Genomic DNA, 17,146 nt, shown 5'->3' with positions numbered 1-17,146 from the left:
CTCCTAGGCTGTCCGGGAGCTGCGGGTCCTGCAGGCGGGCACCCGCTGAGCCGGGAAAACCGCTTTTGCAACTACCTATATTCGTTTCTAGCCTAGCCGATAGCGGCCCTGCGCCCACGTTGGCGCCGCCGCTTTACCTCTTCCTGTTGTCCTCCACAGGGAAGTAGGGATTCCGTCCGGCCTCGCCCTGGTAGGTCCGGCGTCCGGGCAGTGGCACCTGGGGACGGAACTTCCCGCCCATGGCCGTGCTGGGCACATCTTCGTCTGGAATGTACTCGGCGGCGCCAACCACATCAGGGTGGCGTTCGACGGCGGGTTCCGGCTCGAGTGCCGGGCCGGCCCTGAAGGAGGCGGCGTCGAATTCGCCCGAGATGCGCGGAATCAGGCCGGTGTCGTCCGAAACCGTGGCGCGTGCCGCCGTCGTGGGTTCTGCAGCGGCGCCCGCGCCGGCGGGGACCGGTACGCCCCGGCCCAGGCGGCCCAGCAACGGTCGCAGCAGGTCGCGCAGTTCGGTGACGCGGAAAACCCGCAGCAACAGCAGGTAGGCGACCAACATGACAGGCCCGACGACGATCACGGTCACCAGGGCGGCGGGCCGGCTGCTCCAGGCGAATCCGTCGGCGCGATAGCTGCCGAGCAACCACAGGGCCAGGGCCCCGGCAATGGCCGAGCCAAGGCCCGCGTAGCCCATGCGGATATAAGAGTTGGCGATGCGTGGACCGTCGAGGTGGCCCAGCAAGCGGCGAAGGAACACCACGCTGATCACCACGGAAAGGATGTTGCCCAAGGTGTACAGGACTGCGATCGCATAAATGATCTGTCCCACGGGCAGGAACTGGATGATGAACGCGCCCACCACATAAACAACGGCCAGCAGCAGCTGAACGTAGAGGGGCGTGCGGGCGTCCTCGTTGGCATAGAAGACGCGGGACATCATGAAGTTGGCGCTCATGAACGGGGTGCTGAGGGCAAGGATGGTCAAAGTCTGCGCCAGCATGACGCCATCCTGTGGCTGGCCGCCGGAGAAGAACATGCCCAAGGGGCCGGCGAGGGCGAACAGTGCCAAGGCACCGAACACGGTGGCGACGGCCATGGTCCGGAGGCCGTGCGACAGGGCATCGCGAAGTTCTGCCTTGTTGCCGTCCTGCGACGCGCGGGTCATGCGGTTAAAGAGGACGGTGGCCAAGGACAGGGCAATGATCGAGTGGGGCAGGAGATACAACTGGCTCGCGACCTCGAGGACCGCGTTGCCGGGAAGCGTCAAGGCCGCGGTGGTCTCCCCCGCGTTGCTCAGCCGAAGCCGCTCGGCGCCCGGAATCGTAGCGATCCTCATGACATAAAGGAACGCCAACTGCCCGACGGCGGCAGTCGCCAGCGTCCATACGCTCAGCTTCGCTGCCTGGCCCAGTCCAACGCCCCGCCAACCGAAGCGCGGACGGAGGCCGAGCTTCAGCCTCAGGACGGGTATGAGCAGGATTGCCGTCTGGGCCACGACGCCGATGGTGGAGAACCCGGCCACGAAGAAGGTCTGTACCGGTCCCCAGTTATCCAGCGTGTGCGGATTGGTGATGTTGGCGCCAAGGATCCAGATGAACATCCCCAGGCCCGCAATGGCCACGAGGTTGTTCAGGATGGGAGCCCACATGGCAGGCCCGAACGCGCCGTGGGCGTTGAGGACCTGGGTTAGAAGGGCATATAGACCGTAGAAGAAGATCTGTGGGAGGCACCAGAACGCGAAAGTGACCGCGAGGGCCTTCTGTTGTTCAGAGTAGTCCTGCGTTGTGAGGTCGATGACGAGCGGCGCAGCCAACGTTACGATCGCGGTCAGGGCCAGGAGCACCAGGACTGCGAGGGTCAGGAGCCGGCTGAGGTAATCCGCCCCGCGGTCCTCTGCCTTGCTAGCCTTAATGATCTGGGGCACCAGGACGGCGTTAAACACGCCGCCGGCAACCAGGAGGAAGATCAGGTTGGGCAGGTTATTCGCGTTAATAAAGGTGTCAGTGACCGTGGAACCCAGGCCCAGGGCGGCACCGAGCATCCACGTTTTAGCGAAGCCAAGGAACCGGGAAACCAACGTTCCCGCGGCCATGATGGCGCTGGAACGTGCTTCTCCGGATTGAACGGACTGGGTTGTTTTGGCTTCAGACATCGCCTTTATCGTCCCATGTACCCGGCTCAGAGGTGTTCCGGCAGCACTTCCCGTGCCAAATCGGCGATGCGGCGTTCATTCGGGAAGGAGAGCTTCCGGGCCAATTCCTGGATGGGAACCCACGCAGCGTCCACGGCTTCCTGGTCCGGATCGTTCTCGATGGTCAGTTCGCCGCCGGTGGCCTGCAGCAGGAAATGGTGGACCGTCTTGTGCACCCGGTGGCCGCTGACGGTGAACCAATAATCGATGCTGCCCAACGGGGCCAGGATGCTTCCCTCGATGCCAGTTTCTTCCGCGATCTCGCGAACGGCAGCTTCCTCGTTGTTTTCGCGGCCTTCCGGGTGTCCCTTGGGCAGGCACCACTCAAGCCGGCCACCCCTGTTAAGGCGGGCGATGATCGCAACCCGGAGTTCGCCGTCGGACGTGTCCACCACGACGCCCCCCGCCGAAACTTCCTCGACAGTGGGAAGCGAGGCCTGGACCGGGTGCTGCGGGGCAGGCGCGACGTGCGCACCGATTGCCGACGGCAACGGTGCGTTTGTCCTCCTGCCGGGAGCGCTCGGTACGGGATTGGCCATGAAGTCCACTCTAACGACTCTTGCCCTCGAGTGATGACCGGGACATGGCCGCAAGGTGGACTGCAAAAGACAGCCGTTCCGCAACGCTGCGTATTTGCTGCCTTCCGTGGCCCAACGCTGCCCAAAAATCTGCCAAGCTTAAGGGACTATGGCGCACGTATTGGACAGCTCTTCTGTTAACTTCACCATCGACCCGGTGGTGCTCGACCTCGGGCAGCGCTTTGTCGATGCCGGATTCGAGCTGTCGCTGGTTGGCGGTCCCGTACGCGATCTTTTCCTTGGCCGGACCTCCCCGGACCTCGATTTCACCACCGACGCCACACCGGACCAGACCATCTCCGTTATCAAGAAATGGGCGGACAACTTCTGGGAGATCGGTCGCGCCTTCGGCACCATAGGGATGCGCAAAGACGGCTTCCAGATTGAAATCACCACGTACCGCGCCGAAGCCTACGATGCCGACTCGCGCAAACCGGTAGTGGCGTTCGGAAACTCCCTCACGGACGACCTCCTGCGCCGCGATTTCACCATCAACGCCATGGCACTCAAGCTGCCCAGCCTGGAACTGGTTGATCCCTTCGGTGGCGTCCGCGATCTGCACGCGTCCGAACTCGCCACGCCGGGAGCACCCGAGGCCTCTTTCTCCGACGATCCGCTGCGCATGATGCGGGCAGCCCGTTTCGCCTCGCAGCTTGGTGTCTCCGTCCATGACGACGTCCGGCTGGCCATGTCCCAAATGGCCGATCGCATCAAGATCATCTCCGCGGAGCGTGTCCGCGACGAACTCATCAAACTCATCAACGGAGCGCACCCCCGCGTTGGGATCGACCTGCTGGTGGACACGGGGTTGGCCGAGTACGTCCTCCCTGAAGTTTCCGCGCTCCGCCTCGAATCCGATGAGCACCACCGGCACAAGGACGTGTACCAGCACTCGCTGCAGGTCCTGGAACAGGCCGCGGACCTGGAAACGGGTCTGGACGGTGCGGTCCCGGGTCCCGACTTTGTGCTGCGGTTTGCAGCCTTGATGCACGACGTCGGCAAGCCGGCTACGCGCCGGTTCGAACCGGGCGGCGCGGTCAGCTTCCGGCACCACGACGTGGTGGGTGCGAAGCTGACGGCGAAACGCATGAAAGCCCTGCGCTTCGACAACGACACCATCAAGGCTGTGGCACGCCTGGTTGAGCTGCACATGCGTTTCTACGGTTACGGCGATGCCGGCTGGACGGATTCCGCGGTTCGCCGCTACGTGACCGATGCCGGGCCCCTCCTGGAACGGCTGCACCGGCTCACCCGCTCGGACGTCACCACACGCAACCAGCGCAAGGCCGACCGCCTGTCCTTCGCCTACGATGACCTTGAACAACGCATTGCCACCTTGCTGGAACAGGAATCGCTGGCAGCCGTTCGGCCGGACCTGGATGGCGCGCAGATCATGGCGCTGCTGGGACTTAAGCCGGGACCCGTCGTCGGACGCGCTTACAAGTTCCTCCTGGAAGAGCGTATGGAACACGGACCGCTCTCCCCTGAGGAAGCCGAGTCCAAACTCCTGGCGTGGTGGGAAGACCAACCCGAGTCCGCCGTCGTCGATCCTGAAACCGAAACAGAGGAGCCTTAATTGAACGCCGCGACCTCCCCGCGCCCGCAACTCTGGATCCTTCGCCACGGCGAGACGGAGTGGTCCAAGAGCGGCCAGTACACGGGACTTACCGACCTTCCGCTGACCGTGGAGGGTGAACAGCAAGCCGTTGAGGCGCGGAAGGTGCTGGAAGGCATCGACTTCGACCTCGTGCTGACTTCCCCGCTGCGCCGCGCCCGCCGCACTGCCGAACTGGCAGGCTTCCCGGACGCCGTGCATGAGCCGCTCGCCGTGGAATGGAATTACGGGGACTACGAGGGCATCAGCTCGGACCTCATCCGCAAGGACAACCCGGACTACCTCATCTGGACCGACGGTGTGCCCAACGGCGAAACCCTGGACGAAGTTGCGGCACGGGCAGACAAGATCATCGGCCGCGTCCTGGAGTCCGGAATGGACAACGTCCTGGTAGTGGCACACGGGCATTTCTCCCGGATCCTCACTGCCCGGTGGCTTGAAATGGATGCCACGCAAGGCCGTCATTTCCTGTTGGGCACAGCAAAGGTATGCACCCTCGGCTGGGACAAACGAACCCCCACGATTATCCGCTGGGGACTCTGAAACAAGACTTTTCACATTATTTTGGCGAATTTGCGATTTTCGCTGGCCAAATACGCTAATTGTGCTGTACCTTAAATCTTGTTCCCAGAGCGTCTTGCCGGGAACGAAGCGTGCATTCCCCGGTTAGTCTGCCGGGTTGATTGCCTTGGCGGGCTGTTACGGCCAGAGAAGGAGGTTGGGAAAATGATTACTTTGACTAGCGGACGGAAGATGACTTTCACTGCTGCCCCGGCCTCTGCTGCTGACGCGCGCCATTTTTGGAGCCACTGACCACTCGGGTTTCACCGGCCGGGCCTTGACGCCCGGGGTGTTCCAGATCCAGGGGTGGACCCTGATCTGTATGAGTGCTCAGTTGTGCAAGCGGACCGCAGTACGTCGCGGGTACGCAGTTTCCCCATAGTTCGGAACCAGCTTCTTGTTGGGTTAATTGCCCGTATTCTTCTTGCGGACAATTCGTGTTCCACTGTTCCGGTCTGCTCACTCGTCCATTAATTCCGGCTATTTGTGTCTTTTGGCCCTTGCATTTATGGGGTCTATTTATTGTGCCCAAATTCCGGCCACTCACCCAGGAAAGGAGGTGAACCGTGCCCAGGAACCTCAAGGAACTGCGCTTCTTCAAGAGCACCGATGCTCCCAAGGACCGCACCCTGTTCAACGGCCAGCTGCTCGACCAGCGCCGTGAAGACGTTTACGTCGTCCTGCACCAGATGGGACTCATCCGCTGATGCCTCCCCCACTCAAAGGAGTCACCGGTGCCGCATGGACACGCTGAACCCTTGGAAGCCCGCGCGGCTACGCGTGGGCTTCCCCCTTTTAAAGCGAACCACCATGGCTCGGGGGACCGCCTGCCGGAATGTAAGCTCGACTCATGCAGGAGACGAAGCCGCACCGGCAGCGAGAACGGGCCCGCTTTGTGGTTCCCAGCCGCAGCGACTCCTTGCTCCGTAACTTCACCGAACTGGTAGGTGGTCCGCTCGGCCGCCATTCCTCGCCCGGCAAGATCTCCCCCGGACCGTTCACTGTGGAACGGGTCCTCATCATCCTGACCGTCCTTGCTGCATTGTTGGCAGTGCTGGCCAAGGACTACTGCCGGACCAACGGCTGGGAAACCCCCTCACAGTTCTATGCCACCTGCTATTCCGACTTCCCCGAGTTGTTCAAGAACCGGGGGCTTGGAGACGGCGCCTTCCCCTTTTTCACCCAAGGAAGCCTCTTTGAGTATCCGGTCCTCATGGGCATCATCGCGGGCCTGACGGCGCTGTTGGTTCCGGGCAAAGGCGTGGGCAACGAACGGATCCTCGGGTACTTCGACGTCAACGCAACGCTCATTGTTGCAGCATGGATTGTCACGGTCCTCCTGACAGCCCGCATCAACCGGCGCCGTCCGTGGGATGCAGCGATGGTGGCCCTTGCGCCTGGGATCATCCTTGCCGGCTTCATCAACTGGGACATGTGGGCAGTGGTACTCCTGGCCCTGGGCATGTACTTCTTTTCGCGCGAAAAGTTGGTGTGGGCCGGCATCTTCATCGGACTGGGGACAGCGACCAAGCTTTACCCCCTCTTGATCCTGGGAGCCGTGCTGGTTCTGGCGCTCCGGACAGGCCGGCTCCGTGCCTTCTTCATCACGGCCGGTGCCACGGTGGCGTCCTGGCTGGCGGTCAACCTGCCCTTCGCTGCGCTTGACCCGGCCGGCTGGCGCTACTTCTTTGAGTTCACCCAGAACAGGCCTGCTGGATACAGCTCACCGTGGTTCGCTTTCAATCTGGCTGCCGACAGGCTCCACTGGACGCAGCTCAACGCGGCAACCATCAACTCGCTGGCCCTTTACCTCTTCGTCATTGCGTGCGCCCTGATCGGAGTCCTCGCACTGACAGCTCCCAGGCGCCCTCGCCTGGCCCAGCTCGCTTTCCTGATAGTTGCCGCGTTCATCCTGACCAACAAGGTGTACTCGCCCCAGTTCGTCATCTGGCTCATTCCACTGCTGGCCCTGGCCCGCCCGCGCTGGCGTGACTTCCTCATTTGGCAGGCAGCCGAGGGGCTGCACTGGGCGGCCATCTGGATGTACCTGGGACAGGCGACCAGCGGCGGCGCACCCCAGCACAACATTGACATGTCTGCGTACGTGCTGGCGGTGGTCTTGCACATGGTTGCCACGGCTTACCTGATGGCCCGCGTGGTGGTGGACATCTGGGATCCTTCGCAGGATCCTGTGCGGGTATCGGGTGAGGATGACCCGCATGGCGGCCCCTTTGCTGGCGCAAAGGATTGGCTGAGGATCGACCTTGCCCGTCCTTCCGCATCCGCCCTGCCATGGCGGCCTCAAGCAGCTCGGAGCCAAGAGGTCGGCAGCGATGGCTGACGTAGCCGTCGTCGGGTCAGGACCGAATGGCCTGGCAGCAGCCGTGGTCATGGCGCGAGCCGGCCTGGACGTACACCTCTACGAGGCCGGTGCGACGATCGGCGGCGGAACCCGGACATCCGAGCTCATCCAGCCGGGCTACTGGCACGATGTCTGCTCGGCGGTCCATCCGATGGCCGTGGCCTCGCCGTTCTTCAAGGCGTTCGAGTTGTCCAAGCGCATCGAGCTGCGTGTACCCGAGGTGCAGCACGGCACTCCCTTGGACGTGGGCGGTGCGGCCGTGGCGTACCAGTCGCTGGAACGTACCGCCTTGGAGCTCGGCAACGATGGGCCGGCTTACCGGCGTTTGCTGGAGCCCCTGCTGGAGAGCGCTGCGGGCATTGTGGACATCTCTTCCTACCAGTTGCTGCGGGCTCCCAGGGATCCGATCGCCGCCTTGCGACTGGGACTGGCCACCCTGGACCAAGGCACACCGTTCTGGAATCGGCGTTTCACGGAGGAAGCGGCACCCGCCCTGCTGACGGGCGTCATGGCACACGCGGTATCCGCGCTTCCATCGCTGACCGCTACGGGTGCCGGGCTGATGCTTTCCTTGCTGGCCCACGCCGGCGGCTGGGTCATACCGATTGGAGGTTCGCAGTCCATCGCGAAGGCAATGGCGGACGACCTTGTTGAGCACGGCGGCACCATCCACACAGGGCAAGCCGTTGAATCACTCGACCAAGTGAGGCCAGCCAAGGCGATACTGCTTGATGTGGCTGCTCCGGCACTGCTCCGGCTGGCTGGATCCGAGGTGCCGGACGGGTACCGGAGGGCCTTGGAAGCATTCCGGTTCGGGAATGCGGCATGCAAGGTGGACTACATACTTTCTGAACCCGTGCCATGGCGCGATCCTGCCTTGGCCAAGTCCGGCACCGTGCACGTTGGAGGTTCCAGGACCGCAATGGCCGAGGCGGAGAACCTTGTAGCCATGGGTAAGCATCCCAGGGAGCCGTACGTCCTCGCGTCACAGCCATCCTTGGTGGACTCCACCCGCGCACCAGCCGGGCGGCACATTCTGTGGACCTACTGCCACGTTCCGGCTGGTTCGGACGTGGACATGGCAGAAGCCGTCACTGCCCGACTGGAGCGGTATGCGCCGGGCTTCCGCGACGTGGTGGTGGCTTCAAAAACCACGACGGCGGCAGGGCTGGCAGCCTACAACCGCAACTACGTGGGTGGAGACTTCAGCGCTGGAATGATGAACCTGCGGGGCCTGCTTCGCCGGCCGGTGTTCTCAACGGTTCCTTGGCGGACGCCGATTCTCGGCGTTTACCTCTGTTCATCCTCCGCCTCGCCGGGGCCTGGAGTGACAGGTATGCCCGGATACAACGCGGCGAAATATGCCTTGAAAGATATATTCCAGAAGCGTGTACCCGGGCTGGGCCTGGCTTAGTTCTGCCTGCGCTAGTTGGCCGCGGTGAAGCGGGAGCGGCGGTGGGCAGGGCTCTCGATTTCGTCCAGCATGGCTACGGCGTAGTCCTGGGAGGAGATGGAGTTGCCAGCCGGGGTGTCCTTTGCCACCTTGTACTCGCCTGTGCGCTCACCCGACTGGATGAGGGGTGCGGGCGCGAAGACGGTCCAGTCAAGGGACTCGGGGCTCTGCTTCACGGCTTCGAAGGCCTTGGCTGCCGTGGTGGCTTCGGCTTTGTAGGCTTCCGGGAAGTCCGGGGAGTCGAGCAGTCGGACGCCGTCGATTTCCAAGGTGCCTGCGCCGCCGACGATCAGGAGGCGGGTTCCCTCAGCGTTGCTGTAAGCCGTAGCCATGGCGTCGAGCCATTCCGCATGGTCGCCGCCGGTGCGGCTGGGACCCGTTGCCAGCACAACGACGTCGTGGTCTTTTGCGATGGAAGCGAACGCCTGGCTGTCGGCCTGATCGGCTGCCTGCGCGGTGGCACCGGCTACCTCGGTTCCCTTGCGGGAGATGGCCGTGACGCTGTGGCCGCGGGTCAGGGATTCTTTGACGATCTGGCTGCCGACCATGCCCGTTGCGCCGTAGACTGCGATTTTCATTGCTCTCCTTGGGGTTGGTATCCTTGCAATGACACAACGGTATCTATTGGATACTGATAGCTTCAAAGGAACCTAGTTACCTCATGGATACTAAAAGCCTCCCCGGCAATATTCTCGACCCCAACTGCCCCTCCCGCGTGATCTTCCAGCGCATCGGCGACAAGTGGGCTTCGCTGGTGATCCAAGTCCTGGGTGATGGTCCCGTGCGGTTCTCCGAACTCCGCAAGATGGTCAGCGTGGTCACGCCGAAGGTCCTGACGCAGACCCTGCGGGCACTGGAGCGCGATGGACTGATCACCCGGACCATCCATGCACAGGTACCTCCCCGGGTGGACTACGAGCTCACCCCCATGGGACGTTCCCTGCTGCAACCACTGGGGATGCTGCGCGAATGGGCCGAGAGCCACGTGCCCAGCATCCTGGAGGCCCGGGACGCGTATGACGACGCCCAGGACGAAGCCGTGCTCGGCGCCCCCATCTAGGGGACAGCTCCTGCTCTACCCAAGCCCCGTAGCGACATTTGCTGTCCCCTAGTTGGGAAGGGGCGCTGGGATTGCGGCGCGGCTGATGCGGCCGTCGCGCATGGTCGCGACTGAGTCGGTCAAGGGGAGGAACTCGGTGTCGTGCGTGACCATGACGGTTGCCGTGGAGAACTGGTCCGTCACACGGCGCAAGAGGCGAACAATGGCCTCGCTCCGCTCGTGATCGAGGGCCGCCGTGGGCTCGTCCACCAGCAGGACAGTTGGCTCCCCCATGAGCGCCCTTGCGATATTGACCCGTTGGCGCTGGCCGCCGGAGAGCTGGTGCGGACGCTTGTTCGCGGCCGCGCCCAGCCCCACCACGTCCAGCAGTTCCCCAGCCCTTCGACGATCGTCCCTTGCTGCCTTCCCCCGCAAGTGCTCGCCGAGCAGCAACTGCTCGACGGCGGTCAGTGACGGCAGGAGGTTGGGCTGCTGGAAGATGATGCCCACCTTTTCGCGGCGCAGCGTGGTGCGTTCGGCCTCCGTCAATGCGGTGACGTCTTCGCCGTCAATGACAACAACGCCCGAGGTGGGCTTGATCAGTGTTGCGGCTACGGCCAGAAGCGAGGATTTTCCGGATCCCGAGGGACCCACCAGGGACAGGAACTCGCCGCGACCCACCCGGAGATCAACGGAGTCCAGGGCTTTCAGGGTGGACGAACCGTCCGGATATTCGAGTGAGACGTTGACAAGGCTGAGAACAGACACGTGTATTCCTTTCCGGGAATGGGTTAGTTGCCGCCGAGGGCAATGAGGGGATCAACCTTGGTGACGCGTCGAACGGCGAGGGCAGCACCCAAAAGGCCAAGCACCAGGACGCCCGCGACGGGAAGCAACGTGGTCATGGGTGTGACCAGGAAGGGCGCAGCTTTCGAGGCCGCCCATCCCCCTGCAAGTCCCACCGCGCCGCCTGTGGCGGTTCCGGCCACCAGAACCAAAGCTGCCTGGGCCAAGGCGTCGCGGAGAACGTAGCCGGTAGACCCACCCATGGCCCGGAGTACGGCGATGTCGCGGGTGCGTTGCACGGTCCATACGGTCAGGAACGCCACAATCACCAATGCGGAGATGCCATAAAGGAAGGCCTGCATGAGCATCAACGAGCCGTTCTCGCTTTTGTACGACCCCAAAGCCTGGAAGGATCCCACAACGTCAGAGCTGACCGTCCCGGCCGCCGCGTTGGCGGCGTCGGCACTCACAGAGGTGCCGGCGTCGTACGTGACTCCCAGGACAGTTGCCGTGTTCGGTGCGGCGTGCGCAATGCTTCGCCAGTCCGGCAAGGTGGTCCAGACGACACCCGTGTGTGAGTACCACTGATCCTCCACCACGCCCGCCACGGTCAGGTCGGTACCGCCGATACGGACGCGGCTGCCGGGTTGGAGTGCCAGGTCCTTTGCCACGGTCTGGCCGATCACCACTGTGCCCTCCCCAACGGCCGACGGAGCCAGTGAACCTCCGAAGACCGCCACGTTGGCCGTGCCGCTGGCCGATCCATCGCCGGCCAGGGACTGGAAGCGGGTCTGGCTGATGCCGAGGGCTTGGACTGACGAGACGCCCGGTTGGTCGCGCCAGGCCTGGAGCTGTTGCGTTGATACTTCGGATTCCGTGTAGGAGGCCTTGGGCTCGCTGCCGGCGGGCGCGCCGAAAACAATCTGCTGGACCGGCAGGTTCTTGATGGCCGACGTCGACTGGTCGCCAAGCCCGGCCGTCAACCCGGAGAGCATGACGAGCAACAGGGTGATGAGGGCCACCACACTGCCCATGAGAGCGAAGCGGCCCTTCGCGAAACGAATGTCGCGGATGGCAAGAAACATCGGATTCCTTCGGTTGGGTGCGGGCTTTGTCCCGGCACGTTCCACTTTTCCGTCCGACGTGCGCGGGTACATCGGAAGTGGGGTGGATTGCCCGCGGACGTAGGGTTGAGGGGTCCATCAACCGAATGGTTGATTCAGGCGTGATTCCGCGGTTTTCCACCTCATTCGCTCCGGGGCGCAGATACGCTGGGAAGCGTGAATGCACACCCCGGGAACGGCCGACTGGAGACGCCCACAGGCGCCATCCTCCGCGTCCTCCGGGTGAGCCTCCATGTGGGATTCGCGGTGCTGTTGCTCGTGGCGGTGGTCCGGTTGTTGGCCGGGGCCAGCGCGGCGCCGTCGGCTGTGGCCATTGCAGCGGGCCTGGGACTTTCCGGCGCCCTGGCACTTGTCTACTTGGCCGGAACGGTGTTGGAAAAGCGGCACGCGAGCGGGGCCTCACCGTTCGATCCCACCCCCTACGCCCGCTGGTGGCTGGCCGCCGTGATGCTGCTGTGGCTGCTGCTCCTGCTGGTCAGCGGCGATTTCGCCTGGGTGGCCTTCCCGCTCTTCTTCCTCCAACTGCACGTCCTGCCGCGCCGGGTGGCGCTTCCGGCCATCGTGGTGAGCACGGCGCTGTTGGTGGGTGCCCTGTGGTTCCACGGACGGGGAACGCCCGACGGCGGATTGCAGCTGGCGATGATTCTGGGGCCACTGTTCGGGGCCGGGTTCGCCGTGGTTACCGGCATGGCCTACCGCGCCTTGTTCCGGGAAGCCGAAAACCAACGGCTCGTTGCCGACGAGCTTCGACGGACCCGTGCCGAACTCGCGCGGACCCAGCATGAGGCCGGCATGGTTTCCGAACGTGAACGTTTGGCCCGCGAAATCCACGACACGCTGGCCCAGGGGTTCTCCAGCATCATCCTGATGGGAAGGTCGGCGGAAAAAGCCCTGGCTGCCGGGGATTCCGCGACCGCCATGGACCGTTTGAGGACTGTCCAGGACACGGCTTCGGCAAACCTGGCCGAGGCGCGCAGCTTTGTGCGTGGCCTGCGTTCTCCCGATTTAGCGCAGTCGGGGCTGGTGGATACCCTCTCCAGGCTCTGCTCGAAGACGGAGACGGAGGCCGCTGCGAGGGGGACGGATCTGCGATGCCGGTTCGAGTTGGTGGGCGCCCCGGTGGAACTTCCCGGTTCCTACCAGACCACCCTGCTTCGGGCCGCCCAGGCTTCCCTCGCGAACGTGTGGGCGCACGCCCACGCCCATGCCGCCGTCGTGACGCTGTCCTTTCCAGGAACCGAGGTGACCATGGACGTTTTCGACGACGGCGTCGGTTTTGATCCCACGTTGGCTGCCGGCGCAGCGCGGGGCGACGGAACCGGCGTCGGGCTTTCCGGGCTGCGCGAACGGCTGGCCGCTCTGGACGGGAGCCTGGAAATCGAGTCCGCCCCAGGAGAGGGCACGGTGGTGGCCATCAGCCTGCCGCTTCCCGCGGAGGGCATGGCATGAGCGGGATCCGTGTGCTCCTGGTGGATGACCATCCCGTGGTCCGTGCAGGGCTACGCGCCATGCTGGCCGATTTTCCGGGCGTCAGCGTTGTTGCGGAGGCCTCGGATGGTGCTGCGGCGCTGACGGAGCTCCGACGATTGGCTGCCTTGGAAGAGCCGGTAGACCTGGTGCTCATGGACCTGCAAATGGGCGCCGGCATGGACGGGGTCACCGCCACGAGGAAGATCAAGGCCGGGGAGGGCGGGACTCCCCCGCCGCCGGTACTGATCCTCACCACGTACGACACGGACGCCGACATCCTTGCCGCCGTTGAGGCAGGAGCGAGTGGCTACATGCTCAAGGATGCCCCGCCGGAGCAGATCCTGCAGGCAGTTTCGCAGGCTGCTGCGGGGCAAACCGCGCTGGCTCCGGAGGTTGCGGCGCGGCTCATGGGACGGATCCGCAACCCGTCGCCGGCGCTGAGTGCCAGGGAGGTCCAACTCCTGGAATTGCTGGCAACCGGGATGGGTAACCGTGCAATCGCCAAGCAACTTTTTATTTCAGAGGCCACCGTGAAGACGCACCTGGTGCACATCTACGGCAAGCTCGGCGTGGACAACAGGACGGCCGCGATTGCCGTGGCCACGCAGCAAAGGATCATCCGCGGACGGTGACCGTCCGGGGTGTGGGCGCAACAAGAAACTGTCAGGGGAACCCGGCATAATGGCGCAAATGGGGAAACTTCGGAACCTGGTCCTTGGTCTCGTTGCGCTGGTGATGGCCGGTTCGCTGGCCGCTTGCGATGACGGCCGCTCTGGAGCGGAGAGTGCCGCAAAGCAGCTTGCCTCCGCCTTGGAAGCGCTCGACGTCGGGCAACTCGCCTTCGACGGGAAGGACGCAGCGGCGGCCAACGATGAACTGAAAGCCGTGGTGGGAGGCCTGGACGCCAAGCCTTCCGTCCAATCGGGGGACCTCAAACTCGACGGCGACAAGGCCACCTTCCCCCTCAATTACAGCTGGAACATCGGCTCGGCCAAATGGGAATACAGCCTGGACGCGACGCTCAAGAAGTCCGGCGACAAATGGGCAGTCCAGTGGTCCCCGTCCCTCCTTGCCCCGGAGCTTGCTGATGGCCAAACGCTCTCGGCCAAGACCGTAACTGCCCAGCGTGGCCAGATTCTGGGCTCCGGAGACGCTCCGATCGTCGAGGATCGGCCTGTCTTCCGGGTAGGCATCGACAAAACCAAAACCTCCGAAGACAAGTGGGCAGCCTCGGCGCGGGCCATGGCTGCACTGCTCGGCTTGGATGCAGAGGATTATGCCAAGCAAGTGGCAGGTTCCGGACCGCAGGCCTTCGTGGAGGGCATCGTCCTGCGCGCCTACACAGCGGACATCACTGAAGCCAAGATTAAAGCGATTCCCGGTGGCGTGAGCATCCTGGATTCCATGCCCCTTGCCCCAACGCGCACTTTCGCCCGCGCACTCCTGGGCAGTGTTGGCCAGGCCAGCGCGGAGCAGATCGAAAAGTCCAACGGCGCCCTGCGCGCCGGAGACACCACCGGTACGGGCGGGCTGCAACAGAAGTACGACTCCTTGCTTCGCGGCAAGGATGGGGTTGAGGTTGTTGCCACGGCGAAGGCTGTGTCGGAAGGCGCAACTCCGGAAACAAAGGTCCTCTTCTCTACTCCTGCGGAAGCGGGGACCACGCTGAAGACCACACTGGACCTTAAGCTGCAGCAACTGGCCGAAGAGACGCTGGCCGGCGTTGGACCAGCGTCGGCCATCGTCGCCCTCAAACCTTCAACGGGCGCGGTGCTCGCTGCGGCTTCCGGACCTGGCAGCAACGGCTACAACACGGCACTCCTGGGCCAGTACGCTCCCGGTTCCACGTTCAAGATTGTTGATTCCCTGGCGATGTTCCGGAACGGTGCCACGCCGGATTCCAAAGTTGACTGCCCCTCCACGGTGACCGTGGATGGCAGGACCTTCAAGAACTCCGAGGGATATCCCGAAAGTTCGCTGGGCAACGTCACACTGACGGATGCCTTCGCCCATTCCTGCAACACGGCGTTCATCAACGCGCGCGACACCGTCAGCCAGGATCAACTCGAGTCGGCTGCAACGGCGCTGGGCGTTGCCGTTGAGGCCCCCAAACTGGGTGCCGATGCTTTCCTCGGTTCCGTCCCGGGCGAGGCCGCCGGTACCGAGCACGCGGCGTCCATGATCGGGCAGGGCAAGGTCCTGTTCTCCCCGCTGTCTGCGGCTGTCATGGCTGCCTCCGTCGCCAACGGAGCGCCCGTTTCGCCCCAGCTGGTGCTCAACGCCGAGGCCGCGGAAACGCAGCAGAACCCCGACGCCGGTACGGCCACCACGGAAGGCGGCACCGCATCGCCGTCGTCCGCTGCAGCAACGGCGCCGGCGTCACCTGCATCCACCAAACCGATCACCAAGGAAGAAGCCGCGTCCCTTGCGGAAATGATGCGTGCCGTGGTGACCTCCGGGCACGCCGGGTTTCTGGCCCAGGTTCCGGGAGCACCCGTGGGCGCCAAGACGGGAACGGCCGAATTCGGAAACGACGATCCGCCCAAGACCCACGCGTGGATTGTGGCAGTGCATGGCGACCTCGCGGTGGCCGTGTTCGTCGAGGACGGCGGACTCGGCGCCACCACCAGTGGCCCCTTGCTGAAGACCTTCCTGACGGCTGCCGGATGATGAGGGAGTAACCATGCAAACCAGCAATACCCAGTGCCTGGTGGTCGGCGGAGGGCCGGCCGGGATCGTCCTGGGATTATTGCTGGCGCGTGCCGGAGTCCACGTCACGGTACTGGAGAAGCATGCCGATTTCCTGCGTGATTTTCGCGGGGACACCGTGCATGCTTCCACTGTGCGGCTTCTCGACGAACTGGGCCTGGGTGAAGGGTTCCGGCGGCTGCCCCAAAGCCAACTGAACAACTTCAGGCTTCCCACCGAAGACGGCGACTCCGTGGTCTTGGCAGATTTCGGCCTCCTCAAGGAGCCATACAACTATGTGGCGATGGTGCCGCAATGGGATCTGTTGGACTTCCTGGTGGAAGCAGCCCGGCAAGAGCCGACATTCACGCTGCTTATGAACACCGAGGCCACGGACTTGCTGAGGGATGCCGCAGGCGCCGTGGAAGGAGTCAGGTTCCGTACACGGGATGCCCAATCCGGCGAAACCATGGATACCGGGGAACTGCGGGCCGGACTCACGGTGGCCTGTGACGGGCGGGGTTCCATCCTCCGCAAGCGTGCGGGAATGGTGCCCCGGGAGTTCTCCGTACCGTTCGATACGTGGTGGTTCCGGCTTCCGCGGACGGTTAATGAGCACGATCCCGTGGCGTCCATCTCTCCGCGGTTTGGACGCGGGGACGTGCTGCTCAGCCTCACCCGCAAGGACTACCACCAGATTGCCTACTTGGCAGCGAAGGGGTTGGACGCGGATCTGAGGCGCGAGGGTGTGCAGGCATTCCGCGACCGCATTTCACGGCTACGCCCGGACCTCGCGGATCGCGTGGACACCATCCGCTCCATGGATGACGTCCACCTGCTGGACGTCAAGCTCAACAGGCTCAGCCGATGGCATCGGCCAGGCTTGTTGCTGATTGGAGACGCAGCCCATGCCATGTCGCCGGCCGGAGGGGTAGGCATTAACCTGGCCGTCCAGGACGCGGTGGCCGCCGCCCGGATCCTGGCACCCGCCCTGCTCAGCTCAACGCTGGATGAAAGCCACCTCGCTGCCGTCCAAAAACGACGCTGGCTTCCAACAGTGCTCATCCAGACGTTCCAGCGGGTGCTGCATCGGGGAGTGTTCGCCCGGGTCATGGCAGGGCATGAGCCCAAGCCACCCAAGCCGCTGCTGTTCGTTGTCCGGCATTTCCCGGGTTTCCGCAAGCTGCCCGCGCGGATGATCGCGTTTGGTCCTCGTCCGGAGCACGCACCCGGGTTTGCCCGGCGGAAGCCGGACGCCTGACCCGCTAATGGTCCATGCCCG

General features: G+C 63.9%; 15 protein-coding genes. 10 read left to right on the top strand and 5 right to left on the bottom strand.

What is annotated here, in order from left to right:
* Positions 1–133: 133 nt before the first annotated feature.
* Positions 134–2,149 (bottom strand): murein biosynthesis integral membrane protein MurJ, encoded by a 2,016-nt coding sequence (gene murJ / locus ACH488_RS11135; RefSeq protein WP_397324213.1) that lies wholly within the window; start codon positions 2,147–2,149, stop codon positions 134–136.
* A gap of 26 nt (positions 2,150–2,175) precedes the next feature.
* Positions 2,176–2,679, bottom strand: coding sequence for an NUDIX hydrolase (locus ACH488_RS11130; protein WP_090822121.1), 504 nt, complete (start codon positions 2,677–2,679; stop codon positions 2,176–2,178).
* Between the two features lie 196 nt (positions 2,680–2,875).
* Here ACH488_RS11130 and ACH488_RS11125 point away from each other — a divergent pair, with 196 nt between their 5' ends.
* The 5 genes from ACH488_RS11125 to ACH488_RS11105 all read left to right on the top strand — a co-directional run bounded on the left by ACH488_RS11125 (position 2,876) and on the right by ACH488_RS11105 (position 8,718).
* Complete coding sequence (locus ACH488_RS11125) at positions 2,876–4,342, top strand: CCA tRNA nucleotidyltransferase (protein ID WP_397324212.1); 1,467 nt, start codon at positions 2,876–2,878, stop codon at positions 4,340–4,342.
* Complete coding sequence (locus tag ACH488_RS11120; protein ID WP_397324211.1) at positions 4,343–4,924, top strand: histidine phosphatase family protein; 582 nt, start codon at positions 4,343–4,345, stop codon at positions 4,922–4,924.
* 584 nt (positions 4,925–5,508) lie between these two features.
* A complete protein-coding gene (locus tag ACH488_RS11115; RefSeq protein WP_397324210.1) occupies positions 5,509–5,649 on the top strand; it encodes a hypothetical protein in 141 nt (46 codons plus the stop codon).
* A 143-nt stretch (positions 5,650–5,792) separates the two neighbouring features.
* Positions 5,793–7,283: a glycosyltransferase family 87 protein gene (locus ACH488_RS11110; protein WP_397324209.1), complete on the top strand. Its 1,491-nt coding sequence runs from the start codon at positions 5,793–5,795 to the stop codon at positions 7,281–7,283.
* Positions 7,276–8,718 (top strand): phytoene desaturase family protein, encoded by a 1,443-nt coding sequence (locus ACH488_RS11105; protein ID WP_397324208.1) that lies wholly within the window; start codon positions 7,276–7,278, stop codon positions 8,716–8,718. Before ACH488_RS11110 ends, ACH488_RS11105 begins: the two co-directional genes overlap by 8 nt.
* 11 nt (positions 8,719–8,729) lie before the next feature.
* On the opposite strand, the gene ACH488_RS11100 is transcribed toward ACH488_RS11105, so the two are convergent.
* Positions 8,730–9,335 (bottom strand): NAD(P)-dependent oxidoreductase, encoded by a 606-nt coding sequence (locus ACH488_RS11100; RefSeq protein WP_397324207.1) that lies wholly within the window; start codon positions 9,333–9,335, stop codon positions 8,730–8,732.
* An 83-nt stretch (positions 9,336–9,418) separates the two neighbouring features.
* On the opposite strand from ACH488_RS11100, the gene ACH488_RS11095 reads away from it, so the two are divergent.
* Positions 9,419–9,817, top strand: coding sequence for a winged helix-turn-helix transcriptional regulator (locus ACH488_RS11095; protein WP_397324206.1), 399 nt, complete (start codon positions 9,419–9,421; stop codon positions 9,815–9,817).
* 48 nt (positions 9,818–9,865) lie between these two features.
* Here the strand turns inward: ACH488_RS11095 and ACH488_RS11090 are convergent, their stop codons facing one another.
* Positions 9,866–10,564: an ABC transporter ATP-binding protein gene (locus tag ACH488_RS11090; protein WP_397324205.1), complete on the bottom strand. Its 699-nt coding sequence runs from the start codon at positions 10,562–10,564 to the stop codon at positions 9,866–9,868.
* Between the two features lie 23 nt (positions 10,565–10,587).
* Positions 10,588–11,667 (bottom strand): ABC transporter permease, encoded by a 1,080-nt coding sequence (locus tag ACH488_RS11085; protein ID WP_397324204.1) that lies wholly within the window; start codon positions 11,665–11,667, stop codon positions 10,588–10,590.
* A gap of 195 nt (positions 11,668–11,862) precedes the next feature.
* Here ACH488_RS11085 and ACH488_RS11080 point away from each other — a divergent pair, with 195 nt between their 5' ends.
* The 4 genes from ACH488_RS11080 to ACH488_RS11065 are packed head-to-tail and all read left to right on the top strand — an operon-like array spanning position 11,863 to position 17,125.
* A complete protein-coding gene (locus ACH488_RS11080) occupies positions 11,863–13,155 on the top strand; it encodes a sensor histidine kinase (protein WP_397324203.1) in 1,293 nt (430 codons plus the stop codon).
* A complete protein-coding gene (locus ACH488_RS11075; RefSeq protein WP_397324201.1) occupies positions 13,152–13,808 on the top strand; it encodes a response regulator in 657 nt (218 codons plus the stop codon). The genes ACH488_RS11080 and ACH488_RS11075 overlap by 4 nt, the downstream gene beginning before the upstream one ends.
* A gap of 58 nt (positions 13,809–13,866) precedes the next feature.
* Positions 13,867–15,846, top strand: a complete 1,980-nt coding sequence (locus ACH488_RS11070) for a penicillin-binding transpeptidase domain-containing protein (RefSeq protein ID WP_397324200.1) — start codon at positions 13,867–13,869, stop codon at positions 15,844–15,846.
* A 13-nt stretch (positions 15,847–15,859) separates the two neighbouring features.
* A complete protein-coding gene (locus tag ACH488_RS11065) occupies positions 15,860–17,125 on the top strand; it encodes an FAD-dependent oxidoreductase (protein ID WP_397324199.1) in 1,266 nt (421 codons plus the stop codon).
* The last annotated feature ends 21 nt before the right edge of the window (positions 17,126–17,146 follow it).

Source organism: Paenarthrobacter sp. NPDC018779 (assembly GCF_044391085.1).
Lineage (GTDB): Bacteria > Actinomycetota > Actinomycetes > Actinomycetales > Micrococcaceae > Arthrobacter.
This window is presented reverse-complemented; position numbering and strand designations above follow the sequence as displayed.